Source organism: Rhodococcus sp. 1163 (genome assembly GCF_002091985.1).
GTDB lineage: Bacteria > Actinomycetota > Actinomycetes > Mycobacteriales > Mycobacteriaceae > Rhodococcoides.
Window position 1 is genome coordinate 1 of record NZ_MKKX01000030.1, and the last position, 24416, is coordinate 24416.

23 protein-coding genes are annotated in these 24416 nt (G+C 63.0%); 17 read left to right on the forward strand and 6 right to left on the reverse strand.

Annotated features, from left to right (window positions below; translation table 11 throughout):
- Window positions 1–44 precede the first annotated feature (44 nt).
- Together BJD99_RS12200 and BJD99_RS12205 are read left to right on the forward strand one after the other, a co-directional pair.
- The gene (locus BJD99_RS12200; RefSeq protein WP_084347123.1) at window positions 45–1289 is read left to right on the forward strand and encodes an IS4 family transposase; all 1245 of its coding nucleotides are present in this window, start codon (window positions 45–47) and stop codon (window positions 1287–1289) included.
- A 400-nt stretch (window positions 1290–1689) separates the two neighbouring features.
- On the forward strand, window positions 1690–3081 hold the full coding sequence (locus tag BJD99_RS12205) for an MFS transporter (protein WP_084347124.1): 1392 nt from the start codon (window positions 1690–1692) through the stop codon (window positions 3079–3081).
- A gap of 11 nt (window positions 3082–3092) precedes the next feature.
- Here BJD99_RS12205 and BJD99_RS12210 read toward each other — a convergent pair whose 3' ends face one another.
- Window positions 3093–4769 (reverse strand): helix-turn-helix domain-containing protein, encoded by a 1677-nt coding sequence (locus BJD99_RS12210; protein WP_084347125.1) that lies wholly within the window; start codon window positions 4767–4769, stop codon window positions 3093–3095.
- Window positions 4770–4963: 194 nt separating this feature from the next.
- Between BJD99_RS12210 and BJD99_RS12215 the strand changes: the two genes are divergently transcribed.
- The 9 genes from BJD99_RS12215 to BJD99_RS12255 all read left to right on the forward strand — a co-directional run bounded on the left by BJD99_RS12215 (window position 4964) and on the right by BJD99_RS12255 (window position 12621).
- Window positions 4964–5410, forward strand: coding sequence for a heme-binding protein (locus tag BJD99_RS12215; RefSeq protein WP_084347126.1), 447 nt, complete (start codon window positions 4964–4966; stop codon window positions 5408–5410).
- A 143-nt stretch (window positions 5411–5553) separates the two neighbouring features.
- Window positions 5554–6273 carry a TenA family transcriptional regulator gene (locus BJD99_RS12220; protein WP_084347127.1) on the forward strand — a complete coding sequence of 240 codons (720 nt, stop codon included), beginning with the start codon at window positions 5554–5556 and terminating at the stop codon, window positions 6271–6273.
- 101 nt (window positions 6274–6374) lie between these two features.
- On the forward strand, window positions 6375–6710 hold the full coding sequence (locus tag BJD99_RS12225) for a Rieske 2Fe-2S domain-containing protein (protein ID WP_084347128.1): 336 nt from the start codon (window positions 6375–6377) through the stop codon (window positions 6708–6710).
- Window positions 6711–6739: 29 nt separating this feature from the next.
- Window positions 6740–7975, forward strand: a complete 1236-nt coding sequence (locus BJD99_RS12230) for an NAD(P)/FAD-dependent oxidoreductase (protein ID WP_084347232.1) — start codon at window positions 6740–6742, stop codon at window positions 7973–7975.
- The gene (locus BJD99_RS12235; RefSeq protein WP_084347129.1) at window positions 7972–9417 is read left to right on the forward strand and encodes an aldehyde dehydrogenase family protein; all 1446 of its coding nucleotides are present in this window, start codon (window positions 7972–7974) and stop codon (window positions 9415–9417) included. Before BJD99_RS12230 ends, BJD99_RS12235 begins: the two co-directional genes overlap by 4 nt.
- Window positions 9418–9447: 30 nt before the next feature.
- Entirely contained in the window at window positions 9448–9804 is a 357-nt protein-coding gene (locus BJD99_RS12240; protein ID WP_084347130.1) for a non-heme iron oxygenase ferredoxin subunit, read from the forward strand.
- Window position 9805: 1 nt separating this feature from the next.
- The gene (locus BJD99_RS12245) at window positions 9806–11398 is read left to right on the forward strand and encodes a gamma-glutamyltransferase family protein (protein ID WP_084347131.1); all 1593 of its coding nucleotides are present in this window, start codon (window positions 9806–9808) and stop codon (window positions 11396–11398) included.
- Between the two features lie 7 nt (window positions 11399–11405).
- A complete protein-coding gene (locus BJD99_RS12250) occupies window positions 11406–11828 on the forward strand; it encodes a RidA family protein (RefSeq protein ID WP_084347233.1) in 423 nt (140 codons plus the stop codon).
- A 4-nt stretch (window positions 11829–11832) separates the two neighbouring features.
- The gene (locus BJD99_RS12255) at window positions 11833–12621 is read left to right on the forward strand and encodes a YoaK family protein (protein WP_256895639.1); all 789 of its coding nucleotides are present in this window, start codon (window positions 11833–11835) and stop codon (window positions 12619–12621) included.
- On the opposite strand, the gene BJD99_RS12260 is transcribed toward BJD99_RS12255, so the two are convergent.
- Together BJD99_RS12260 and BJD99_RS12265 are read right to left on the reverse strand one after the other, a co-directional pair.
- Window positions 12618–13052, reverse strand: a complete 435-nt coding sequence (locus BJD99_RS12260; protein WP_084347132.1) for a hypothetical protein — start codon at window positions 13050–13052, stop codon at window positions 12618–12620. The two genes, BJD99_RS12255 and BJD99_RS12260, sit on opposite strands and share 4 nt — an antisense overlap.
- 83 nt (window positions 13053–13135) lie before the next feature.
- On the reverse strand, window positions 13136–13822 hold the full coding sequence (locus tag BJD99_RS12265; RefSeq protein ID WP_256895640.1) for a TetR/AcrR family transcriptional regulator: 687 nt from the start codon (window positions 13820–13822) through the stop codon (window positions 13136–13138).
- Window positions 13823–13958: 136 nt separating this feature from the next.
- Between BJD99_RS12265 and BJD99_RS12270 the strand changes: the two genes are divergently transcribed.
- The 5 genes from BJD99_RS12270 to BJD99_RS12290 are packed head-to-tail and all read left to right on the forward strand — an operon-like array spanning window position 13959 to window position 20449.
- Entirely contained in the window at window positions 13959–15197 is a 1239-nt protein-coding gene (locus tag BJD99_RS12270; protein WP_084347133.1) for a cytochrome P450, read from the forward strand.
- Window positions 15194–16003, forward strand: a complete 810-nt coding sequence (locus BJD99_RS12275; RefSeq protein ID WP_179142311.1) for an SDR family oxidoreductase — start codon at window positions 15194–15196, stop codon at window positions 16001–16003. Before BJD99_RS12270 ends, BJD99_RS12275 begins: the two co-directional genes overlap by 4 nt.
- A complete protein-coding gene (locus BJD99_RS12280; RefSeq protein WP_084347135.1) occupies window positions 16000–17376 on the forward strand; it encodes an aldehyde dehydrogenase family protein in 1377 nt (458 codons plus the stop codon). Before BJD99_RS12275 ends, BJD99_RS12280 begins: the two co-directional genes overlap by 4 nt.
- A gap of 56 nt (window positions 17377–17432) precedes the next feature.
- Window positions 17433–18785, forward strand: coding sequence for a DUF1254 domain-containing protein (locus BJD99_RS12285; protein ID WP_084347136.1), 1353 nt, complete (start codon window positions 17433–17435; stop codon window positions 18783–18785).
- A 56-nt stretch (window positions 18786–18841) separates the two neighbouring features.
- A complete protein-coding gene (locus BJD99_RS12290; RefSeq protein ID WP_143542135.1) occupies window positions 18842–20449 on the forward strand; it encodes an ABC transporter substrate-binding protein in 1608 nt (535 codons plus the stop codon).
- Window positions 20450–20471: 22 nt separating this feature from the next.
- On the opposite strand, the gene BJD99_RS12295 is transcribed toward BJD99_RS12290, so the two are convergent.
- Both BJD99_RS12295 and BJD99_RS12300 read right to left on the reverse strand, forming a co-directional pair.
- Window positions 20472–21329 carry a phytanoyl-CoA dioxygenase family protein gene (locus BJD99_RS12295; RefSeq protein WP_084347236.1) on the reverse strand — a complete coding sequence of 286 codons (858 nt, stop codon included), beginning with the start codon at window positions 21327–21329 and terminating at the stop codon, window positions 20472–20474.
- A 75-nt stretch (window positions 21330–21404) separates the two neighbouring features.
- Entirely contained in the window at window positions 21405–22037 is a 633-nt protein-coding gene (locus tag BJD99_RS12300) for a TetR/AcrR family transcriptional regulator (RefSeq protein ID WP_179142312.1), read from the reverse strand.
- A 282-nt stretch (window positions 22038–22319) separates the two neighbouring features.
- Between BJD99_RS12300 and BJD99_RS12305 the strand changes: the two genes are divergently transcribed.
- Window positions 22320–22652, forward strand: coding sequence for a hypothetical protein (locus BJD99_RS12305; protein WP_084347139.1), 333 nt, complete (start codon window positions 22320–22322; stop codon window positions 22650–22652).
- A gap of 128 nt (window positions 22653–22780) precedes the next feature.
- Here the strand turns inward: BJD99_RS12305 and BJD99_RS12310 are convergent, their stop codons facing one another.
- On the reverse strand, window positions 22781–24349 hold the full coding sequence (locus BJD99_RS12310; RefSeq protein WP_084347140.1) for an AMP-binding protein: 1569 nt from the start codon (window positions 24347–24349) through the stop codon (window positions 22781–22783).
- Window positions 24350–24416 lie beyond the last annotated feature (67 nt).

Sequence of the window (24416 nt, forward strand, 5' to 3'; positions counted from 1 at the left end):
CAATACCGTTTACTTAGAATGACAGGGGTGTTATTCTTTGAGTCATGCCACGTGTGGGATGGGTGAAACCAGATGATTCTCAGCGGTTGACGGACCATATTTCGTTGGGTGTGTTGACGCGGGTGTTTCCACCGGATGTGGTCGACGAGGTGTTGGTCGAGTGTGGCCGAGTGGAGCAGCGGTCGCGATTGTTGCCGGCGCGAGTGGTGGTGTATTACGTTCTGGCACTGGGATTGTTCTCCTCCGATTCGTACGAGGAGGTCATCCGCAAGTTGGTTGCAGGTCTCGAGTGGGCCTCTGGTTGGTCGCACCAGTGGACGGTTCCGACGAAAGCGGCACTGTTTCAGGCTCGCAGACGGTTGGGGTCCGAGGCACTGAAGATGTTGTACGCCAGAGTTGCTCAACCGTTGGCTGATCGCAATGTCGCAGGCGATTTCTATCGTCGATGGCAGTTGACCAGTATCGACGGGTTGACTTTGGATGTACCCGACACCGCAGTGAATGTGGAGTATTTCGGTCGACCACCGTCCTCGCGTGGCGGTGGACGTGGTGGGGCATTCCCACAGGTTCGCGTCCTGGGACTGGCCGAGTGTGGCTCGCACGCGATCATCGACGTGGCACTGGGGCCGTACAAACAGGGCGAGCAGACCCTCGCCCAATCGGTGACCACATCGATGACAGCGGGAATGCTGGTACTGGCCGACCGCGGCTTCTTCAGCTACTCCCTGTGGAATCGATGCGCCGGGACCGGAGCCGATCTGGTGTGGCGAATGAAGTCGAACGCGATACTGCCCGTCGAGACACGCTACGCCGATGGATCTTTCGCCTCACACATCTATCCTGGCACGACCGCACGCCGCAACGACCGCGACGGTGTCGCGGTCCGCGTCATCGAATACACCCTCGGCACCACCGATCCCGATACGAGCACCGACACTGCGATCGACGACGTCGAGCAACGCACCTACCGCCTGCTGACTACGATCACCGACCCGCAGGACGCACCCGCCGACGAGGTCGCCGAACTGTATGCCCAACGATGGGAAATCGAGACCGCATTCGACGAGCTGAAAACCCACCAGCGCGGACCAAGGGTGGTCCTACGATCGAAAACCTCCGACGGCGTCCTCCAAGAAGTTTACGGACATCTCTGCGTGCACTACGCCATCAGATCTGTAATGCATTCCATAGCAGACCATTCCGGACGAGATCCAGACAGGATTTCGTTCACCCGGACCCTACGGGCCGCTCGCCGCAGCACGACGAGCCACCCGGGTTTTTCCCCCTGACACCCACACCGACGCCCACCGCCGCGTCACAGCAGAAGTCGTCCGCGAACTACTGCCCATCCGAACCCACCGAGCAAACCCCCGCGTCGTCAAACGGAAGATGTCCGTATTTCACGTCAAACACCCACACCACCGAGGCGCACCACGCATCGACCGCCGACCCCGTGTCCTCGCTGCGCAGTCCCTACCACCACCGTAAGTAAACGGTATTGAGGCTAGGTGTGCAATGTGACCGAGTTTTTTCATTCGGTCACGCTATCGTGACAAACACGTTAAGTAATCGAATAACGCCAAAATCAAATCCTTGATCTATGGTTACCCTAACCTTTGCGAAGTGTTCGAATTCGATCCATCCATGAAATATTGGAGCGATCCCTCGTCACGATAGAAACGGACACATATGAAGGATTCGAATCTCGACTTTGCCGATGGGACAACCCGATCCGAGTCCGACCTCGGCATCGGCACCAGCCCGGCACTGGCCGCGTTGCTCATCGGAACCTTCGTCGGAACCGTCAGCAACAACATCGTCAACGTTCCCCTCAACGCGATTCTTCGTGAGTACGACGCTTCCCTCGGCAGCGGCATTTTCGTCGTCGTCGGCTTCCTACTGACCTTCGCCGCGGCAATGCCGTTGGCAGGGTGGGTAGGGGATCGATTCGGCCGACGCCGCGTGTACTGCGGAGCGCTACTGGGCACCGCGGTGTGTTCACTCGGCGCCGCGTTGGCCCCGTCGTTGCCGATCCTGGTTGCCTGGCGATCGTTGGGCGGGATCGCTGCAGCCGCGTTCGCGCCGGCCGTGATGGGCCTGATCGCGTGGCTGTTCGGCCCGGCTCGTCGCGGCCGAGCCGTCGGCGCCTGGGCCGCCGTCAACGGCATCGGCCAGGCGATGGGTCCGTCGATGGGCGGGGTGATCAGCGACTGGTGGGGGTGGCGTTGGACTTTCGTGCCCCTGATTCCCATCGCCGTCATCGGATACGCGGCGACGATGAAGTGGATCCCGAAGTACCCGGGTCGGAAGATGACCCTCGACGGGTGGGCCGCAGCAGCACTGACCGTCGGTGCTGCTGTCGTCTTTCTCGGTATCACCGCAATTCCCCAGGAAAGTGTTCCGCTGTGGGCGTCGGCGGCGGTGCTGACCTTGGGCCTTGCGCTACTGGTGTTCTTCGTCTTTCGTACTCGAAGAAGCGCGAACCCTTTCGTCCCGATCCACCTGATCCTCGAATCACGCTTCCTCCGAAGCTCTCTCGCAGCCTTCGTGCAGATGTTCGCGCTCGGATCGATGCTGCTGGCCGTGCCGCTGTACCTGACCGGCGCGGGCGCGTCGACGTCGAAAGCCGGATTGTTGCTCTTCGTTCTTCCCGTCACCATGACCGTGGCGGCAACCGTGGTCGGCCGCGTCATCGACCGGGTGGGGCCCCGCATCATCATGCGTTCGGGTCTGATCGTGTTGGTGTGCAGCCAAATCGGATTGGCGGCACTACTGCGGCCGTCGTGGGAGCTTCCGGATGCGGCGTTGGCGGCGATCCTGGTGCTGGCGGGCCTCGGCATTGCGATGGTGCAAACCCCGGCTGCGGCAGGCTCCACCCGCTCCCCGGCAGGTGCAGTGGGAACGGGCCTGGGTGTGTTCAACCTGATCCGGTTCGGCGGATCCGCCGTCGGCGCAGCGTGGGTCGGGATCGCGCTGCACGCGGGCGCGTCGTCCTACGTCCTGCTGTTCGGTGTTGCCGCAGTGGTCGTTTCGGCAGGATTCGCCAGCTCGTTCGCAGGCAGCAACCCGGTCGAGTCGTGAGGGCGTGAAGTTCAGGCCCGCGGGGGTACCTCGCGGGCCACGTTCTCCCGAACCGAGGACAACAGGTCGAGCCGGAGGGCGAGCCAAACGATGAACTGCGTCTCGGGGCGGCGGATGTCCATCCCGATGATCTTCGATGCGCGGTCGAGTTTGGAGATGATGGTGTTGCGGTGGATCTGCAACCGTCGTGCCGCAGCATTGAGATTTCCGCCCGTTTCGAGATACGCGAACAGGAATTCCTCGATATCGTTCGACGCGTTGTTGGCCCGGAGCGGTTCGAGGACGTCGGCGATCAATCGGCGGCTCTCCTCGGTTCCCGACGCGGACTCGAGGACACTGAAGCCTCGGAGGTTGCGATACGCGACCGAGCCCGACAGGTTGAGCCGCGTGGCGATACCGAGCGCAACCCGCGCCTCGCGGTAGCTCTCGCCGATGTTAACCGCACCGTGGGCCACCCGGCCGTGCGCGATGGGAATCGGCCGCTTCAAACGAGATTCGAGATCACGGGAGATGGCGTCGGCGTAGTCCGAAATCTCCATGTCGCAGTCGGGCCGGATCGTCCTGATCACTACCAGCACGTCGCCGATGACCGTGACGTGCGATTGGACGTCGGGATGGGGGAGTACCAGCGCGGCGTAGCGGGCGAGCCGCATCAGGCTGGCGCTCGGGCCGTCCTGCGATCGTGAGATCAAACCCGGCGCGACGAACACCATGTAGTCCAGGTCCAGGTCGATATCGTGCAGCGCCGCCCGCGTCCGAAGATCGAGTTCGTTGGCGAAATTATGGTGCACGAGGGCCTGAACGAAGTCGCCACGCGCACGTTCCTCTGCCTCGTCGACACTGCGTTGACGCAGCATCTCCGTCCCGATGATGGTGCCGGCCTGTTCCACGACCACCGAGTACTGAGCAATATCGTGCCTGCGCGCCTTGTCCGCTTCGACGAGGACGACGATCCACCCCTCGTGCCGACCGGCGAGATGCATCGCCCCGGCAACGGCCACCGCGTAGGGCGAGTCCGTCAGCTCCACCACGCGCACATCGTGCCCATCGTGGCCAACGTGCACCTGCTTTTCACCCCGGGCGGGGAGCGCCTTCGCTAGATGGTCCAGCAAGGCAACCTCATTGGGTGACGTCGTGTCCTCGAACCCGGACGTGGCGATGAGCATCCCTCGAACATCGAGCGCCAACGCATGATTGGAGGTGAGCTTGGATATCTCGCGGATCAGCATCGGCAAGCCCGCCCCGCGGTGCAACAGGGTCACCAACGAGCGGTGCACCATCACCCCGTACCGCATGACGTGCGCCTGTTGGGTCAATGCTCGCTCGGCGAGAAGCCGGTTCATCGCCGTGAAGCCGACGGGAAAGCCGATCTCGAACACCGGCACGTCGTCCGGCCCTCGACAGTTCTCCGGTGCGGCACCATCGATGATGAGAATCGCTGCGCCCCTTGCGGCGAGCGAACGCCAATCGCCGCGGTAACTCGCCAGTGTCTCCGGACGTACATAGACAGCCACGTCGACGAGGGAGTCGGGGCGACTCATCACCTCATCCCACGGCAGACACCAGGTGACCGGCCGATCGAGGTGATCTGCGCCCGACAGCAGGCGCCCATTGGCAAAGAGCGGTTCCTCGAGGAGACCTCGAACCGACAACCGTTCGCTTTCGGCATGATCGCCAGGATCGTTCAAGGTGACTCCCTTTCGGTCTTGGCCCGAATGCGCAGGTTCGAAGCAGTATGACCGACATAGTAACCATGCGGCACGTGCACAATGACCCGATTCGACCCTTCCGGATAGTCACTATGTCCAGGGCCTTCTGGCGTCGACGCTGGTAGAAATCCGTACTACAACCTCCACAGCACCCGAACCGAGGAGACGCTCACATGCATCGAATTCACCGAATCACCCTCGACGACGCCCTCCCCATCCTCGCCGCCGGGCGAGCCAAGGCCGACGAGCTCGGCGTCAAGCAGACGCTGTGCGTCGTCGACGACGGTGCCAATGTCATCGCGCTGCACCGCTTGCCCGGTGCCCGCATCACCGGCGTCGACATCGCCATCGCCAAGGCCTTCACCGCAGCCGGCCACGAGCGGGCCACGCACCTGTTCAACGAGGAACCCGACGGCCCTGCACTTCCCGGTAACGAGGCCTTCGGCATCTCACACATGCTCCCCGGCAAGTTCGCGATCTTCGTCGGCGGATTCCCGCTCTCGTTCGAGGGACAGATCGTCGGAGGCGTAGGAATCAGTGGAGGAAACGGCAAGCAGGACAAAGCTGTTGGCGCCGCGATGCTCGCAGAGTTCGACGCGTTGACCGCTGCCTACGTCTGACTCTGGACACACTGCACACGAAATCGATTGATATCGAGTCGTTTTGACCGTGGCTCGATCTCCGCGACCTCGATAGCGTCGCAACGAGGCTCGAACGCGAAGAGCTATCACCCCGCACATCGCATCAGAAAACGAGGCATCTCATGACCGAACTTTTGAACCGCGACGATTTCCGCGCCGCGCTCGAGAACGCCATCAAGGGCCGCGAAGCATCCAACGCCTCCTTCAGCAAGGCATGGGCCGAGGGCAAGCTCGAGAAGAAGCACTTCGCTCGCTGGGCGGAGAACCACTACCACTACGTGGGGCCGTTCGCCGACTACCTCGCCAACATCTACTCCAACACCCCGGACGGGTTCACCGGCGCAAAAGATTTCACGCTGCAGAACATGTACGAGGAAGAACTGGCAGATATTCGGCACACCGACCTGCTCATCAAGTTCGCCGAGGCATGCGGCACCACCAAGGAGCGGGTCGAGGACCCGTCCAACATGAGTGCCATCACTCGTGGCCTGCAGTCGTGGTGCTACGCGGTCTCTCAGCGTGAGCACTTCGTCGTGGCAACGGCGGCACTGGTCGTCGGGCTCGAATCCCAGGTGCCGAGCATCTACAAGAAGCAGATCGTTCCGCTTCGTGAGGTCTACGGCTTCACCGAGGACGAGATCGAGTTCTTCGAACTCCACATCACCTCCGATGTGGTGCACGGCGAGCGCGGATACCAGATCGTGCTCGACCACGCCGACACCGTCCCACTGCAGCAACGTTGCCTGCAGCTGGTCCGGTGGGGTGCCGAGATGCGCTTCTCCTACACCAAGGGCCTCTACGACACCTATGTTGCGCCGGACCTGGAACTGGCCAACGCCTGATTCTCGCGCCGAGGCGGGGCAGCCCGAACACCCCCCCCAATTTTTCGGGCTGCCCCGCCGCGCACGTGGATCTTTCTTCCCGACAAAGAAAAGGACCGACAGTGGAGACCACCTGGACACTGGCAACCACGGTGCGCGCGCTCGGCAGCCGCAAGAAGCTGCGCGTCGAGATCGGTGACACAGCTGTGGCGCTCTTCCAAGCCGACGGCAAAGTGTATGCCTTCCAAGACATGTGCGTGCATCAAGATCGCTCGCTGACCAAAGGCACTCTGCTGCACGGTCGCGTGATCTGCCCCGGACACCAATGGGCATTCGACCTCGAGACCGGCTACGAGGAAGACCAAGACCTCTGCCAGCCGACATACCCCGTGAAGATCGAGAACGACGAGATCTACGTCGACCTCACTCGAAGCCCCACCTTTACACCGGCCACCTGAAGCTTCACCGAAGAGAGCGAGTGATCGCCATGCCGCCCAACACCATCGTCACCATCGGTGCCGGTCAGACCGCAGCCGTCGCGGCACGCACGCTCCGGCGACGAGGATTCGACGGACGCATCGTCCTGATCGGCGACGAAACCCACGCGCCGTACCAGCGGCCACCACTGTCGAAGGAGTTCCTCGCCGGACAGTGCGACGCAGAATCGCTGATGCTGCTCCCCGAAGCCTGGCGCGAGAAGAACGACATCGAACTGGTGACCGGGACGGCCGCAGCCCGAATCGACTCCGCAGCCGGCGCCGTGGAACTGACGAGCGGGCGGGTCATCGCAGCCGATTCGGTGCTGATCGCCACCGGCGGCCGCCCCCGCACCATGGCAGTCGAAGGCACCGAACCCGAACGCGTCCACTACCTCCGAACGATCGACGATGCGCAACGACTCGCCGAGAACCTCCGGCCGGGCACTCGCCTCACTCTCATCGGTGGCGGATTCATCGGACTCGAAATAGCCTCCACCGCAGTCCAACTCGGTGCCGCAGTCACCGTCCTCGAAGCCGGCCCGCTGCCGCTGGCCCGACTCCTCGGCGACCGCATCGCCCAGGTATGCGCAGACCTGCAGCGCAGCAACGGAATCGACGTACGCACCTCGGCAACGGTAGAGAACATCGTCACCGACGCCACCGGGGTACGCGTCCGGCTGACCGGCGGCGAAGTCATCTCCTCCGACCTGGCGGTCATCGGCATCGGCATCGAACCCAACACCGCAGTGGCAGAAGCCTCCGGGCTGACCGTCCAACAGGGCATCGTCGTCGACGCCCAAGGCCGCACCACGATCCCGTCCATCTACGCCGCAGGCGATGTGGCCGCACGATTCTCCGACCGAGCCGGCCGCCACCTGCGCGTCGAACACTTCGACAACGCCAGCAAGCAAGGCGCAGCCACCGCGAATGCGATGCTCGGCAGGCTCGGCGTCGTCGACCCGGCCCACTGGTTCTGGTCCGACCAATTCGGCGTCAACGTGCAGTTCACCGGAACACCCGAGCACACCGAACTCGTCGTCCGCGGAGACCTCGACGACGGCGAGTTCACCGCGTTCTACCTCGACAACGGCATCCTTCGCGGCGCATGCGCATTCGACCGCGGTGAAGACATCGGCGCCGCCCGCGAACTCATCGGGCGCGCAGTGGACCCCGCAGCATTGGCAGACCCCGACATCGAACTGTTCGACCTGATGGTCGACGACGAAGAGATGGTGAACACGTGACGATCCACGGACAGAACTACATCGACGGTCACTGGGTTCCGGCGAACTCCGGCGCCACATTCGAGCGACGCAACCCCGCCGACCGAGCCGAGGTCATCGGCATCTTCCCGCTATCGGACGCCTCCGACGTCGACGCAGCCGTGACCTCCCTCGCTCAGGCGGCTCCAGCGTGGGCGGCGACCGCGCCCGAGCGTCGCGCAGCCATTCTCGAGGCCACCGCCGCACACCTGGAGCAGCACGCCGAAACCCTGATCGACGAACTCGTCAGAGAAGAAGGCAAAACGGTGGCCGAGGCGACGATGGAGGTCACCCGTACACCGATGAACTTCCGCTACTACGCAGCCGAGGCGCTCCGCACGACCGGCTCCACCTATCCCTCACCAGGGGAGGGGCTGGTGATGACGCTGCGCGAACCCGTCGGGATCGTCGGGGCGATCACGCCGTGGAACTTCCCACTCAACATCCCCTCCCGCAAGCTGGGGCCCGCCCTCGCCGCCGGCAACGTCGTCCTCTTCAAGCCCTCGGAGCTGACGCCGTTGATGGGGCAGCGGCTCGTGGAAGCGCTACTCGCCGCTGGGTTGCCGGCCAACGCAATTGCCCTCGTTCAGGGTGACGGCGCAGCAGGATCAGCAGTCACCTCAGACGATCGCGTCGACGCCATCACCTTCACCGGCTCCACGCAGGTCGGGCGCATCATCCACGCAGCAGTCGGGCCGTCGCGGCGCAGTCAGCTGGAAATGGGCGGCAAGAACCCGGTCGTAGTACTGGGTGACGCGGACCTCGACAAGGCTGCCGCACTCATCGTCAAGGGCGCCTTCGGACTTTCCGGGCAGGCCTGCACCGGCACCAGCCGGGTCCTCGCCGTCGACGCGGTGCACGACGCACTGCTCGACAAAGTGGTCGAACTGGCCGCGAAGATCGTCGTCGGGCCGGGCATCGACAAGTCCAGCGGCATGGGCGCTCTCGCAAGCGAAGACCAGTACCGCAAGGTACTCGACTACATCCGCATCGGCATCGACGAAGGCGCCGAACTCATCACCGGCGGCAAGAGCCTCGACGACGGCGGGGCCGGATACTTCGTCGCCCCGACCGTATTCGCCGGTGGCACAGTCGATATGCGCATCGCGGTCGAGGAAATCTTCGGGCCGGTGTTGCTGTTCATTCGTGCCGACGACTTCGAGCACGCCCTCGAACTCGCCAACGACACCGAATTCGGGCTCAGCTCCGCGATCGTCACCTCCGACATCGGGCGCGCGCTGGCATTCGCGCGCCGCTCACGCACCGGGCTCATCAAGATCAACCAGCCCACGACCGGCATGAACATGAACGTTCCGTTCGGCGGCTACAAGGCCTCCAGTACGCAGACGAACAAGGAACAAGCAGGCGAATCCATGATGGCCTTCTACCAATCCGAAAAGACCGTGTACCTCGCCGGATCCTGAACCACCCCACTTACCCGAGAAGAGATCACCATGGAGTTCAACCGAGTAGCCCGCTCCGGACAGGTCACCGAAGGCATCGTCCGCCGATTCTTCAGTGGTGACCGCGAATTCGCAGTAGCGAGGCTCAACGGCAAGGCCTACGCGACGTCGAACTACTGCACCCATTTGGACTGCTTGCTGTCCTCGGGCAAACTCGTCGACGACGGCATCGGATGCTCCTGCCACGGAAGCGTATTCGACCTCGAAACCGGTGAACCCGTCAGCCCGCCCGCCACCGAACCGATCAAGACCTACCCCGTCGAGGAACGCGACGGCGAAATCTTCGTCGGCGTGGACCCCGATGACCTCGACTCGATTCCGCGTCGACGAGCCAACAGGGGCGTCTGAGATGGGTACGCGTGCCTCGACGCTGTCCACCGACGGCATGGTCTCCTCCTCGCACCCGGCCGCCAGCGTCATCGGAGCCCGCGTACTCGCCGACGGCGGCAACGCGATAGACGCCACCCTCGCGATGGCCGCGATGACCTGGCTGACCTTGCCAGGCCAGTGCGGTATCGGCGGCGACGCCTTTGCCGTGGTCCGCGAACCGAACGGGGACGTCTACACCGTCAACGGCAGCGGATTCGGGCCCGACGGCGGCGACGAAAACTTCTACCGGTCCGGCGGGCACAGCAAGATTCCGCTCGACGGAGCCCTCGGAGTCGCCGTGCCCGGTGCCCCCGCCGCATTGGCAGCGCTGCACCGCCGCGGCGCGAGCCGTTCACTCGCCGAACTGTGGGAACCCGCCGCGCGAGCAGCAGAAAAGGGACTGCCCTGCTCGGCGAAAACCCGATCCGACGTCACCGAGGCAGTCGACGCCATCGCCAAGGACCCGAGCCTGAGCACGGTGTACCTACCAGGCGGTGCCGTCCCGCATGTGGGACAACAACTTCCGCAAGCCGACCTTGCGCGCACCATTCGGAAGATGGCAACCGACCCGGCATGGTTCTATACCGGAGCATTCGCCGAACAAGCCGTCGCACTGCTGACGGCCGGCGGAGCACCGTTCAGCGGGGACGAGTGGGTCGCGTCCTCGGAAGCCCTGGTGGCGCCATCGATCACGATGAACTACGGCGGGGCCGTCGTGCATCAGACACCGCTGCCGACGCCCGGCTGGATGGTCCTACAACAAGCGGCACTGTGCGATCGCAGTGTCGGATTCGAACCCTGGATGTCGACCACCGCGATCGACCGCATGGCCCGCACCGCACGGATGTCCTTCGAGGATCGATTTGCCCAGTGCGGCAGTGGAAACGACGCCTGGCGATCCCTGCTGACCGAAGAAGCGGTGACCATCGCTCGCAAGAAGCTGGATGCAGCAGTGCCGACGGCGCGAACGTTCGACGTGAACGACGGCGACACCACCTCCACCGTCGTCGTCGATTCCGAGGGGCGTGCCGTCAGTTTCATCCACTCGCTGGCATTCACCTTCGGCGCCAAAATTTCGGTCCCCGGTACCGGCGTGGTGCTCAACAACCGATTCGGCCGCGGGGCTTACCTGATTCCGCGGCACCCCAATTCCGCCCAGCCGCGCCGGCGACCCCTGCACACACTGAACGCATGGATCGTCACCGATTCGGAGAAGAACCTGCTGCACGTCGGCAACACCCCCGGTGGGGACGGGCAAGTGCAATGGAACATGCAGCTGCTTTCGCACCTCATCGATCACGGCCTGGACCCGGCGGAAGCGGTTGCCGCGCCGCGCTTCACCGTCTTCCCCGGCAGCGACTCCGACGTCGTCGGGCTCGAATCGGAACTGCGTTGCGAGGACCGGATCGATCCCCGCACGTTGGACGAACTCGAACGCCTGGGCCACCGAATCCGCAGACAATCTGCTTGGGGCGGCGGCGGGAGCGCGCAGGTGATCTCGATGGACAACGACCGCGGGCTGCTCCTCGGTGCCGCCGACCCGCGCCAGGAAGGGATCGCGCTCAGTGCCTGACAACCCGATGTTCCCCGCCCCACAGCCACAAGGCCGATACGTCGCCGCGACCGTGCACGACGGCATCGCCTACAGCGCCGGCATGACCCCGCGCGTCAACGGGGAATTGACCATCACCGGCACCGTCGGGCTGGACGTAAGCGTCGAGCAAGCGCGGACCGCTGCCGCCCTCGCCGCACGCAACGCGGTGCTCGCCATCGACGCCGCCATCGACGGGGTCATCATCCGATGCCTGAAGATGACCGTATTCGTCCGCAGTACAATCGAATTCACCCAGCACACCGCCGTCGCCGACGGTGCATCAGCAGCCCTGGCGGAGCTGTTCGGAGACGACTACCTCCCGGCCCGCAGCGCCGTCGGAGTCCCGTCGTTGCCCTCCGGATCTCCCGTGGAGATCGAACTGACCGCAGCAGTGAGCAGAAAGTCCTAAAGTAGTGGACTTCCTGTGGGCAGCCCTGGCGAACGACGACACCGAGCAACGAAAGCAGATAGATATGGAATTGCAGAAGATGCCGTCACGTGTGTCGGGTCTGCGTGTGCCGGTCGGGGGAGATTCGGTCGGGCTGTGGTTGATGTTGGCCCTCACCTTCGTCACCGGTGTCGTCGACGCGGTCGGCTTCCTCGGACTCGACCGCGTGTTCACCGGGAACATGACGGGCAACATCGTCATCCTCGGCATGGGTATCGCCGGAGCCGACGAGTTGCCGGTACTCGGACCGGGAGTTGCCCTGGTGGCCTTCGCTGCCGGCGCCTTCCTATCGGGCCTACTGCTCCGAAACACCGCACCCGGTTGGCAACCGCGCACCACCACGCTGCTCGGCATCGGTGGAGTAGTCCTCGCCGTGTTGGTCGGGGTCTTCCTCGTACTGGGCGAGGACCCGGCCCCGAACGTGAAAGTCGTCATCGCAGCGTGCATCGCCACCGTCATGGGCGAACAGGCCGCGGTCGCGCGCCGGTTGGCGATCAAGGACATGACCACAGTCGTCGTCACCTCCACCCTCACCTCTCTGGCCGGTGAAACCTTCGTCGTGGGCGGCTGGCGAGCAGTGTGGAATCGACGGTTCGGCGCCATCGTGATCATCTTCCTCGGAGCCGTCGTCGGCGCCCTCCTGCTACGCGTCCACATCGCGGTGCCGCTGTCGATAGCGGCAGTGCTGACTTTGGCCGTCGCGGCCCTCGGGCATCGGCATCTGCACGCTGCGCCTGGATCTGCACAGCGCTAAGGGCACAGATCCTGCCGAGTCTCGTTCCAGAACGGGAACAGCTGCGCACGGGTGGCGTCAGGGTGATCGCGTTGGGCCAGGTCTTCGAATTCCAGGACGGTCGTTCCCGCGGTCCGGGCAACTCCGCACGCCTGCAGACTCAGTTTCGCGGAATCCACGAACCCGATATCGGCGGCGTAGGGCCCCAATACGCCAGAGTCGACGAAGGATTCGAGTCCTTTACCCCACATGTTGTACTCGGTTTGAAGGTCGAAATCGCACGGCTCCCCGAACAACGAGCTGCACGTCGTCGGCTGGCCCTGGATCACGAACGATTCATCGGCGAGCGCGGGCGACGTGGTGTCCCGGGCCGACTTGATCACCGCGAACAAGACGATGAAGATCACCGCGAAAAAGCCGAGGAAAATCAGCACGTTCAGGATGCGTTTCATCTGCAATCACCCGTCCCACCGTGGACATTTCGAGACCGAGTCTTCATCCTGCCGGATCGGGGCTCTGGCGCGTGTGGCAACGGTCAATCGAGCGTTTCGGCGTGCACCCGTGGCCAGTTCTCGGGCCAGTGTCCAGGCTCTGGCACTACGGCGAAATATGCGGCGGTGGCCATATCGAGCAGGTTCACGATGAAGCAGTCCAGGTCAAGCCTTCCTGGGGCGTCAGCAGGCATTCTGGTGCGCGCAGCGAATGCGGCAATGACAAATTTGGTGATCAGCCGAACACGTTCGTCGAGCACATCTGGGGGGATGTCGGGAAGGCTGCGGCGGATCTGGTTCATGGCGCTGGCGCTCGACGGGATGTAGCGGGATTCGGGCATGCTGCCTGGCTCCTCGTACACGCGGGCCATGATCTGGATGAATCGACGGCCCCGTTCCGAGCTGAGCTTCTCCGCATAGGGGATGGAGAGGGCGGCGATCGCGTCCCGCACGGCAGCGGGCGAGGACTGATCGCCGCCGCATAGCTGCTGGGTGCATTCGTCTACCCGCTGCCGGACATCCGCCATATGAGCAGCCACGATCTGCTCGAGCAAACCTTCGCGGGAGCCGAAGTAGTAGTGCACCGCGGAGTCGTTCCGCACGCCCGCGAGCGCGTTCAGCTCGCGCAGACGCACACCATTGGGACGATTGTCCGCAAACAGGGTTTCGCCCGCCCGCATCAGTCGCTCACGCGCCGAATCGGTCTCGGCACTCAGTGGAGGGATGCTCATGGTTGACAGCCTAACGAACTCCGTTACTATGACGTACATCACCCAGTTAACGAAACTCGTTAACATATCCGGATTAGTTCGGGTCGGTGCCTGGTGCGCACTGATCGGTCTACCAATCTGCCCGTGAGGATTCGATATGAACCTGCCGAAGGGGATCGACGTCACCGATCCCACGCTGTACGACAACGGGATTCCCCACCAGCTTTTCGCTGAGTTGAGGAACAACCATCCGGTGTGGTGGAACGAGCAACCCAGCGGTATCGGCGGCTTCGAGGACGAGGGCTACTGGGTTGTCTCCACGCACGCCCTGGTCCAGGAGGTATCCCGGGACAGCGACCTGTACTCCTCATGGGAGAACACCGCCATCGCTCGCTACTCCGACCATGTTCCACGCGCAGCCATCGATGCCAATCGCGGAATCATGTTGAACATGGATGCGCCGGAGCACACTGCGCTTCGGAAGATCATTGCCCGAGGCTTCACCCCCCGAGCTGTCGCCAAGCTGCGCGATGCGCTGTCCGCGCGCGCCAACAAGATCGTTGCCGACGCACTGGCCGATGGCACTGGAGAGTTCGTCGCAGATATCGCGGCCGAGCTTCCGCTGCAAGCGATCACAGAACTCATCGGAATTCCTCAGGAGCAGCGCCACAAGGTCTTCGAATGGTCCAACATTATGACCGGCCGCGATGATCCGGACATCATCGGCGATCCCGTCGCCGCGATCGGCCAGGTCATGCAGTACTCGATGGGTCTGGCGGCGGACCGGCGGGAATGCCCGGCAGAGGACATCGCGACCGCGCTGGTCCGCGCGCAGGACGAGGACGGTGCGCTCACCGACTTGGAATTCGGCTACTTCGTGGTGCTGCTGATGGTCGCCGGCAGCGAGACCACCCGAAACGCCATCACCCACGGCATGATGGCTTTTCAGGACAACCCCGAGCAGTGGGAGCGGTTCCGCCGCGAGCGGCCCAAGACTGCCATCGACGAGATCATTCGGTGGTCCAGTCCAGTGTTTTCCTTCCAGCGCACCGCCACCCGGGATACCGAATTGGGTGGGCAGTCCATCGGCAAGGGCGATCGCCTACTGATGCTCTATGCCTCGGCCAACTACGACGAGGCCGTTTTCGACAATCCCCACACCTTCGATATCGGCCGCGACCCGAATCCGCACCTGGGTTTCGGTGGCACCGGCGCGCACTACTGCATCGGGGCAAATCTCGCTCGGATGGAGATCGAGTTGATCTACGACGCTATCGCCGAACAGATGCCGGATATCAGCGTGATCGGTCCTCCGCGCCGGCTGAACTCCTCGTTCATCAACAGTGTGAAATCGCTGCCGGTGAGCTACGGGAAATGCCCGGTACAGCCGAAATGACCGCGCCACACGAGCGCACGGCAGTGGTCACCGGCTGTGCAACAGGCATTGGCGCCGCAACCGCGGCAAAGTTGGCCGCGTCGGGGGTACGAGTGATCGGCGTCGATATCGCCGACGCGGATGCGGCCACGATGCCAGGGGTAGCCACTTTCATCCAGGCCGATCTGTCGACACGAGATGGTGTGCGCGAGGTCGCCGATGCCATCGACGAGCCAATCGACATCCTGGTCAACAACGCGGGGGTGGCTGCAACCCGCCCGTGGCGGCAGGTGCTTGCGGTCAACGCACTGGCACCGCGGGATCTGACGCGGTTGCTGCTACCCAAGTTTCGCGAGTCGGCCGCCGTGGTCACCACGGCATCCCAGGCCGGCTTCGCCTGGCGAACCAACTATGCGAGCGCCAAAGCATTCCTGGCACAGGAGGATTGGGATCAGGCATACGCCATGTTCGACTCCCACCCGAACATCCAGGACGCCTGCTACCAAATATCGAAGGAAGCCGCAGTGGTGAACATGCTCGCTACCGCCACCGCGAACCGTGCCACCGGACTGCGGGCCAACACGGTCTCGCCCGGAACGGTTCAAACCCCACTGCTGGCGGATTTCACCGAAGCAATGGGCGCGGACGCGATTGCCGGTGCCCGGGACTGGTCCGGCCGCCACGCCGATCCGGGCGAGATTGCAGACGCCATCGTCTTCCTGTCCTCAGCGTCCGCCAGCTGGATCAACGGCGTGGACCTACCCGTCGACGGCGGCTACGGCGCACAGATCTTCACCTTGACGAATCCCCTGGGAGACAACACATGACACATGGAATCGGATCCGTCTTGACCTCGGTCAACCCGGCCACCCTCGAGATCGTGGCTGAGACCACCATCTCGACCCCAGCCGATATCGAGAAAAGAATGGCCGCGGCAACCGCCGCCTTGCCCACGTGGCGACGCAGCCTTCCCGCCCGGCAGGACCTGGCCCGACTCATCACCGGGCAAATCCACGCACACGCCGACGCGTTGGCCGAGTTGCTTACCGGCGAGCAAGGGAAACCGCTGGCCGAGGCAAAGCAGGAGATCTGGATCGCCGCCGAGGCTTTCCGCGCGGCCGCGGATGTGGAGTGGGAGACCAGCCGTACCCAGCAGGTGCTCGGTGGGCACCACGCCACCGTGGTGCACGCTCCGTACGGCGTTGTCGCCGCGATCGTGCCCTGGAACTTTCCTATCTATCTGGCAGCAGCCAAGATTGCACCGGCGTTGATTGCCGGAAACACCGTCATCGTCAAGCCTGCGGAGACAGTATCGAGGGTGGTCACCGAGTTCGTCGAGATTCTGTCCTCCGTCCTTCCCGAGGGTGTGATCGGGTTGGTGGCCGGCGGGCCCAGCGTCGGGCAGTCATTGGTGACGGACCGCAGGGTGCGCAAGGTGTCGTTCACCGGATCGACGCAGATCGGCCGGGAAATCATCCGTCAGTCCGCGGAAGCCGTTACGCCACTGACGCTCGAACTCGGTGGCAACGACCCCGCGATCCTGCTCGCGGACGCCGACATTGCGCAGGCCGCGGAGCGGCTCGCTGCTGGGGCGTTCATGAATGCGGGCCAGATGTGCATCGCACCCAAGCGCGTCTACGTTCCGCGCGCACAGCACAGTGATTTCACCGAAGCACTCGCAGTACACGTGCGGCAGCGTGTCGTCGGCGACGGCCTGGAATCCGGCACCACAATGGGTCCGCTCCACACCCGGGCGCAGCGCGACTTCGTCGAGAAGCTGATCGTGGACGCGATCGCGGGTGGGGCGCGCGTAGTCACGGGTGGTCCGTCCGCTGCGAAAAGTGAACTGCCCGGCCACTTCCTGGCGCCCACCGTGCTGACGGACCTCGGTGACGATGCCGATGTAGTCAGGCTCGAGCAATTCGGTCCAGTGCTGCCGATCATCGCCTACGACAACCTCGACGAAGTCCTCACGCGTATCGACGGCCAGGAGTTCGGTCTCGGTGCGTCGGTGTGGTCCGCCGACACGGACCGGGCACGGCAGGTGGCCGAGGGTATCGAGGCGGGCACCGTGTGGATCAACAAGCACAACGCCCTCGACGTGAACGTGCCGTTCGGCGGGGTCAAGGCCAGCGGCTTCGGCCGCGAGGGCGGTCGTGCCGGGATCGACGATTTCCTCATCACCCGTGTCATCAATTGATCGATCGACCGCTATCGAACGTCCAATCATTCTTACCTCGAAATGGAGCACTCTTCATGGCTGTTGAAAATATGTCCAGCGACGCTGCCCAGGATCTCGAAGATGCATATGTGTACGCCTACCCCTTGGTGTTGATGGACACCATCCGCGCGATGGTCACCAACACCGAGACCCCCACCGCAGATCGCGCGCCGCTCAACCAGTTGTTCCACTCCAGAGATTTGGCGACCCCCGCCCTCCACAGCCTCACCCGGCCGAACGTGGACACGTTGTACTCCCAGGCCTATCTTGACCTGGGAGAAGAGCCTTACCTGCTGTTCAAGCCGGAAACCGACCGGTACTGCTCGATTCAACCGTTCGATGGCTACTCGAACACCCCGGCGGTGCTCGGCACCGGGGGCGTCGGCGGAAACGACGCGGTCACCTACGCATTGATCGGTCCACGATTCGACGGTGCGCTGCCGGAAAATGTCATCCCTGTCCCGGTGTCGACCGACTTCGTCTGGCTGCTCCTGCGCGTCCGGTGCTTCGGGCCGCCGGACCTGGAGGAGCCGCGCAAAATCCAAGACTCGATGGACCTGTATCCGCTCTCGCAGCACGGCGAAGAACACACCTACCCACGCGGGAGTTACACGCCTGATCTCGACTATGTACCCGTCCAACATCTTCAGAAGATGGACGCGTGCGAGTACTTCGATCGCTTCAACAGCCTGGTAGCCAGCAACCCGGGTGCCCCAGAAGACCAGCCGGCCTTGGACCGATTCGCCGCACTGGGCATCGGCGCTGGATTGACATTCGATCCAGCCTCCCTTCCGAAATCCGTCCAAGAACGAGCCGGTCAGCTGCCTGGTTTCATGGGCAGTAGCAAGGTCAACGAGAGCCGCCGAATGACGGCGATCGATGGTTGGATCTACCTGGACGAGTCCATCGGAAATTTCGGCACCAAATACCTGTACCGCGCCAGAATTGCGCACGGCGGATTCGCCAACCCCGTCGATGTCACGGCCTATCCGTCAACGCAGGTGGACTCGGGCGGAGAGCCACTCACCGGCACAAAGACCTACAACCTTCATTTCGAGCCCGGCCAGTTGCCGCCATACGGTGACTGGGGCTGGTGGTCCCTCACCGCGTACTCCGCATCCGGACAGTTGTTCGACAACGAACTCGATCGCTATGCAATCGATGACAGTCAGGATCTGACGCTCAACGATGATGGCTCACTGGATCTTTGGATCAGTGCGACAAATCCGGGGCGCGGTCGTGAGCGCAACTGGCTGCCTGTCCGTCCAGAGAATTTCGGAATCACCCTGCGCATCTACTTCCCACACGTCAGCGTCAACACTCATGACTGGATGCCGCCCAAGGTGACGGTAGTTCCCAGCACCGAGCCGCAAGCGGTAACGCAGTGAACCGAAAAATTTTGTGGCGCGGACACCGGCTGCCACACCTGAGTACTGGAGGACCGGTGACGGAACGCGCACTATCTACTACGCCTCGACTGAGCAGTGCCATCGTGCTCGCAGCAGCGACCGCACTCTTGTTGAGTTCATGCGCGTCGAGTGAAGAGTCAGCTGCAGGCGACGCGTTGGCCGGCGTGAGCGGGCCGGTCGGAACCCAGACTGATGCCGGCGAACCCGTAAGCGGTGGCACCTTGTCGTTCGGCTCGCTGGCACTACCCGCAACCCTGGACCCCGCACGCACCATGGCGACCGGTTCGACAGGTGGCACCGAGATGGCGGCAATCTACGACGTGCTCGTGCGCTTCGACGGTCAAGGCGGCGAGTTCGAGCCCCAACTCGCCGAGGACCTCACCGTCAGCGAAGACGGTAAGACGTGGACGTTGACCTTGCGGGACGGGGTGACCTTCAGCAACGGCGAAAGCCTTGACGCCGAAGCGGTTCGGTGGAGCATCGATCGGTACGTCGCCAATCGTGGTCCCGACTCGCAGCTGTGGAAGAACGCTGTCTCGTCGATATCGGCACCCGACGACTCGACCGTGATCTTCGAACTGTCCACTCCCTGGGCCACATTCCCGAACATGTTGGCCATGGGCCCGGGCATGATAGTGGCCGCGCAGTCCGATCAAGCGGAGAACTTCACCCCGATCGGGGCCGGACCCTTCGTGCTGGAATCGAACAAGCCGAACGAGCAGATTCAGCTCGAACGACGCGAGGGCTATTGGGGTGGTGACGCGAAACTCGACGGCGTACGTTTCCTCCCCTCGGCAGGCGGACAACAACAGTTGGACATGTTCAACACCGGACAGCTCGAGATGTTCTTCACGGTCGAGGCACACATCGTGGCTGACGTCGTCGAGGCCGGTAACCCCGGCTATCTGAATGTGATGAACGCCGGCAACGACGTGTTGATCAACAACGCCGATGGCCGCCCTGGGTCGGACCTGAGGGTGCGGCAGGCACTGATCAAAGCCGTCGACCCGGTCGCATTCGACGAGCGGACTCAGGACGGGATCGGCCGTCCGAGCGTCGCGCTGTTCTCGGAGGCTTCTCGCTGGAGCACAGGTGCCCCAGCCTCGAAATACGACCCGGAAGGCGCTCGCTCGCTGCTCGCGGAAGCCAAAGCCGATGGCTACGACGGTAAGATCACGTTCACAACGCGCCAGGCACCAGAGGCGCAGGCCCGGGCACTCGCGATCCAGGCGATGCTCAACTCCGTCGGATTCGACGCAGAGGTGGAGTTCTTGAATTCCACCACCGACATCATCCGAGTAATCAACGTCGAGAAGAACTACGACCTGGGCCAGTCCGCCCTCAGCATCCGCGATTCGGCCCCATTCCTCAAGCTCTACTCCGTCTTCCACAGTGACTCGACGGGGAATGCCTCCGGGTACGCGAACCCCGAGATGGATGAGTTGCTGGCCACACTGCAAAGGGCGAGTACGCAGGAGGAGATTCAATCAGCCATCGACGAAATCGAGTCGCTGGCCGCCGAAACGGTACCTACTCTGCCGCTGGCAGCGCAGGACAATCTGGTGGTCTGGCAGCCTGAAGTTCAGGGCGCATCGCACAGTTTCGCCGACATCATGCTTCTCGACGAGGTCTGGCTCTCCTGAGTATCAGCGCCTAGGTGGGCACTCAGAGCTTTCCCGCGGCGATCAGTTCGACCGGATCGGAAAGATCGACCGTGCCGAGGTAGCCGCCGCGCTGCGCGATCGCATCATGCACGCCGAATCCCAGAAGATTCTGCGACTCGCGCGGCAAGGCGCGCACCTGCTCCATCGGTATCGACAGGACCTGGTTCTCCTCGGTCCGCAGCCATCCCACGCAGTAGCTGATGTGCAACCCGCGACGCCACTGATCGGCGGTGGTGTTCGCGCCGGCAGCGTGGATGGTCGAGCCAAGATAAATGATCCCCGAGCCCGCCTTCATCACCGCAGGAATCGCCTCGGCGTCAGTCGGCTGGCGCTGCGGATCCCACAAGTGACTGCCTGGGATCACCCGGGTGGCACCGTTCTCCGCAGTGAAGTCCCGCAGCGCCACCACAGACGCCAATTGAAGGGTCGGCCGCGGCTTGGGTACATGGACCCAAACGGCTTCGTCGCGGTGCAGCTGTTGGGCAGTCCCTCCGGGGCCGCGATTGAGTACCTGGCCGAGATTGAGCTGATAGGCCGCGCAGTTCGGTAGTAACACCGCGTCGCACACTCCGCGATAAATCGGGTGGGTGAGCACCTCGGTGGCAAAAACCGTGGACTTTGCCGCCAGCCCAGCCAGGTGCTCAGTGTGTTCGCCGAAAAAGTCCGCCACCACGGCATTGACGAACCCACGCTCCGCGCCCTGCGCTCTCTCACTCAGATGGCAGTCGAGTTCGGCATTGAAACGGGTGAGGAGATCCTGGTCCAGCAGGTCTTCGACAATCACGACGCCATGCTCCTGCAGAGCGTCGGTGATTGCCTGCATCGACTCCGAGGCGTGAAGGCGGGGCGGCTGCGTCATGATCGGCACTCCTTATATGTACGAGACGTTCAAGTAGCGTGCACCAGAATTGCAGGGGCCGGTGCAGCGATCGGCTCAGGGATTTCCGGCAGTGGACCCGATTGGGCTCGGCTTCGGCATCAGTGCGTTGAGGTAGAACTCGACGCATTCGACCGACAGGTCGGCCAGTGTGTACTCGGCGGTGGGGCGGAACCATCGTCCGGTAAGCCACAGGCCATCTTTGATCAGTTCGTATGCAACGTTCGGGGCGATCGATCGCCGGTAGACGCCTTCACTGATTCCGCGTTCGAGCGAGGCTATCCACAGTCTGTGGTTGCTTGCCGCCAGAGACCGGATCTGCTGGTGACCGTCGAGTTGTCGGATAGTGCTCTCTTCGTTGCGGCAAATTTGTGGCGAGTGCGGATCCTCGTCGATCAGTGTCAGGGACCTACGAATCAGCTCACCGAGTTCGAGCTCCGGAGGCAGTGACCGGTCGACAACCCGATGAAATTCGGTATTCATCGCCCGTAAGTGGCCGATGACGATCTCCTCCAGGAGCGACTCCTTCGAGGGCACGTATTGGTAGAGGCTGCTGGGAAGTACGCCGATGCTGCTTGCGATCATGCGCATCGACGTACCTGCCAAGCCGTTCTCGGCGAACAGAGTCGTTGCAGTGTGTAACACCTGCTGTTTCCGCTGTTCGGCGTTGACTGTGGCATTCGTCGGCATGATCCCCCCATTACCTGTCGAGTACCCCGAAAGACTGGCCATGATCGCTGCCGTGCTGCCAGTTGGTCGGGTCTTGCTGCGTAGGCCACTGTGGCCTGGTCGGGCGGCACAGTGGGTTCATCCACGTTGCCGCAGTTGCAGCTTATCGACCTTGCCGGAGGTGTCGCGGGGGAGTGCAGCTTTGTCGATCGGACCTGCAGCGAGGGGCTGGTTCGTAACGCCGCCAGTGTAATAGGACGATGACGGAGTAGTCCGGATCCCCGCGAAGGAAGGCACTCCCATATGAAACGCAAACTACTGCTCGCTTTCGCGGCAAGTGCGATGGCCGCGAGTGTAAGTGCAGCATTGCCGGCGACCGCCACAGCACAAGACATCGGTCTGAACGAGTTGCCATGCAGCGCCGAGTTCGTCCAACCCTGGGGGCCTGGCGCGTGGGCACCACCCCAGAAAGTCGTGTTCAGCCCGTTCGGAACCAAAGACATTCACTGCACTTACTTCCACGGGTTCGTTGCCGCGTACCAGGTCGACCCATGGGGCAACAAGCATCACCTCAACACGGTAAACCTTGGGCCATGGAGCAACTACACCTATTTCTGGGATCCGGCGACTTTCTGATAGCAGGTTCTATGCCGTCGAAGCCGAGAAGCACGCTGAACCCCTGACCCACGTTCGCGAATCTGCGTACCCCGCAAGATGAAGCATGATCTCGGTCGCGTTGCAGTTGGTCGGCAGGGCACATGGGGTCATCCACGTTGCCGCAGTTGCAGCTTATCGACCTTGCCGGAGGTGTTGCGGGGGAGTGCATCGACAACTTCGATGTAGTGGGGGATCTTGAACTTCGCCAGCAGCGCGTTGCATTGTGCGCGTATCCGTTCGTCGATGCTCGCGTCGCTGATGGAGGTGCAGACAAAAGCTTTGCCTACTTCACCCATACGAGTGTCGTGCACGCCGATCACGGCGCACTCGCGAACGCCGGGGACGGCAAGAATAGCCTGCTCTACTTCCGCGGGATAGACGTTGAAGCCGCCGGTTATGAACATGTCCTTGATGCGGTCGGTGATAGCGATGTTGCCTTCGGGGCTGATTGTGGCAATGTCGCCGGTGTGCAGCCAACCTTCGCTGTCGATTGCTGCAGCGGTCGCGTGCGGGTCGTCGAGATACGAGCGCATCACCAAGCGACCGCGAACGAGCAGTTCACCCGTGTGGTCCAGCTTGACCTGCATTCCGTCGATCGGGCGTCCGCACGTGGTGGCGACCGTGTGCGGTGAATCCTCGGGGCGGGTGGAGCACACGTAGCCACTGGTCTCGGTCAGACCGTAGGCGGTGAGGACGATGTCGACACCGAGTTGGTCCTGTAAGCGTTCGACGAGTGTGACCGGCACTGTCGTCGCGCCGGTGACAGCCACCCGAAGGTGTGTCAGGTCCCGAGTGCGGTGCAGTTCGGTGTCGAGTATCGACTGGAAGATCGTGGGAGCACCGGCGAGGACGGAGACCCGGTGCTTTTCGGCAAGATCGATCACGTTGTCGACGCGGAACACGGACTGCGGCACCATGCGTACCCCGTGATAGAGGCAGGCGATGAAGCCGGCCTTGTATCCGAAAGTGTGGAAAAAGGGACTCAGCAGCATGTAACAATCCTCGGGGTGGAGGGTGGCGATCGTGCCCCAGATTCGGCCGACGTGCACCGTCTGATCGTGGGTGGCGAGGACGCCTTTGCTCTTTCCCGTTGTGCCAGAGGTGAAAAGGATGTCGGCGATGTCGTCGGTGTGCACCAGCTTGGACGCGTCGTCGGCGGAGGCCAGCAGCGCGGGCGTGGCGGTGTCGAGAAAATCCAACCAGCTGGTGGACAAAGTACTCGACTGCACAGGCGCCTCATAGGGGACCTCGATGATTGTTTTCACTGATCCCGGAGCGCCGTCACACTGTGCGAGAAGCTCTGGCAGACGGCGCTTTCCGAGGAAGTCACCGACAATTACGAGTGTCCCAGCACTGGAGCGGACAATGATGTCCAATGCCTCGCCATCGGTGTATCGAGTATTGATCGGGACCACGATCGCACCGATGTACTGGGCGCCGAGTGCGCTGATGATCCAGTGATGCGTGTTGGGCGCCCAAATGGCAACGCAGTCGCCATGGCGGACACCGCGCCCATGCAGTGCGGCCGCGAAGTGCCGGACCGAGTCGAGTAGACCGTCCCAGGTCAACTGCGTCGGCCAGGCGGTCTGCTCATCGGATATCGCGACCTGTTCGCCCCAGGCCTGGGCTGCTGCGCGCAGCAAAGTGGGGATTGTCGTGCGTTCATTGGCCTCCATGTGCTTCTCCTGTCGTGTAACGAGGCCCACCAGCGGTGGACGGGTGTGTGTCTGTCCTACCAAGCAA

Bases quoted from the DNA above. Each gene is read 5' to 3' on its own strand.
- BJD99_RS12200 (WP_084347123.1), top strand. From the start codon at position 45: ATGCCACGTGTGGGATGGGTGAAACCAGATGATTCTCAGCGGTTGACG.
- BJD99_RS12205 (WP_084347124.1), top strand. From the start codon at position 1,690: ATGAAGGATTCGAATCTCGACTTTGCCGATGGGACAACCCGATCCGAG.
- BJD99_RS12215 (WP_084347126.1), top strand. From the start codon at position 4,964: ATGCATCGAATTCACCGAATCACCCTCGACGACGCCCTCCCCATCCTC.
- BJD99_RS12220 (WP_084347127.1), top strand. From the start codon at position 5,554: ATGACCGAACTTTTGAACCGCGACGATTTCCGCGCCGCGCTCGAGAAC.
- BJD99_RS12230 (WP_084347232.1), top strand. From the start codon at position 6,740: ATGCCGCCCAACACCATCGTCACCATCGGTGCCGGTCAGACCGCAGCC.
- BJD99_RS12240 (WP_084347130.1), top strand. From the start codon at position 9,448: ATGGAGTTCAACCGAGTAGCCCGCTCCGGACAGGTCACCGAAGGCATC.
- BJD99_RS12245 (WP_084347131.1), top strand. From the start codon at position 9,806: ATGGGTACGCGTGCCTCGACGCTGTCCACCGACGGCATGGTCTCCTCC.
- BJD99_RS12250 (WP_084347233.1), top strand. From the start codon at position 11,406: ATGTTCCCCGCCCCACAGCCACAAGGCCGATACGTCGCCGCGACCGTG.
- BJD99_RS12260 (WP_084347132.1), bottom strand. From the start codon at position 13,052: ATGAAACGCATCCTGAACGTGCTGATTTTCCTCGGCTTTTTCGCGGTG.
- BJD99_RS12265 (WP_256895640.1), bottom strand. From the start codon at position 13,822: ATGAGCATCCCTCCACTGAGTGCCGAGACCGATTCGGCGCGTGAGCGA.
- BJD99_RS12270 (WP_084347133.1), top strand. From the start codon at position 13,959: ATGAACCTGCCGAAGGGGATCGACGTCACCGATCCCACGCTGTACGAC.
- BJD99_RS12275 (WP_179142311.1), top strand. From the start codon at position 15,194: ATGACCGCGCCACACGAGCGCACGGCAGTGGTCACCGGCTGTGCAACA.
- BJD99_RS12280 (WP_084347135.1), top strand. From the start codon at position 16,000: ATGACACATGGAATCGGATCCGTCTTGACCTCGGTCAACCCGGCCACC.
- BJD99_RS12285 (WP_084347136.1), top strand. From the start codon at position 17,433: ATGGCTGTTGAAAATATGTCCAGCGACGCTGCCCAGGATCTCGAAGAT.
- BJD99_RS12295 (WP_084347236.1), bottom strand. From the start codon at position 21,329: ATGACGCAGCCGCCCCGCCTTCACGCCTCGGAGTCGATGCAGGCAATC.
- BJD99_RS12300 (WP_179142312.1), bottom strand. From the start codon at position 22,037: ATGCCGACGAATGCCACAGTCAACGCCGAACAGCGGAAACAGCAGGTG.
- BJD99_RS12305 (WP_084347139.1), top strand. From the start codon at position 22,320: ATGAAACGCAAACTACTGCTCGCTTTCGCGGCAAGTGCGATGGCCGCG.
- BJD99_RS12310 (WP_084347140.1), bottom strand. From the start codon at position 24,349: ATGGAGGCCAATGAACGCACGACAATCCCCACTTTGCTGCGCGCAGCA.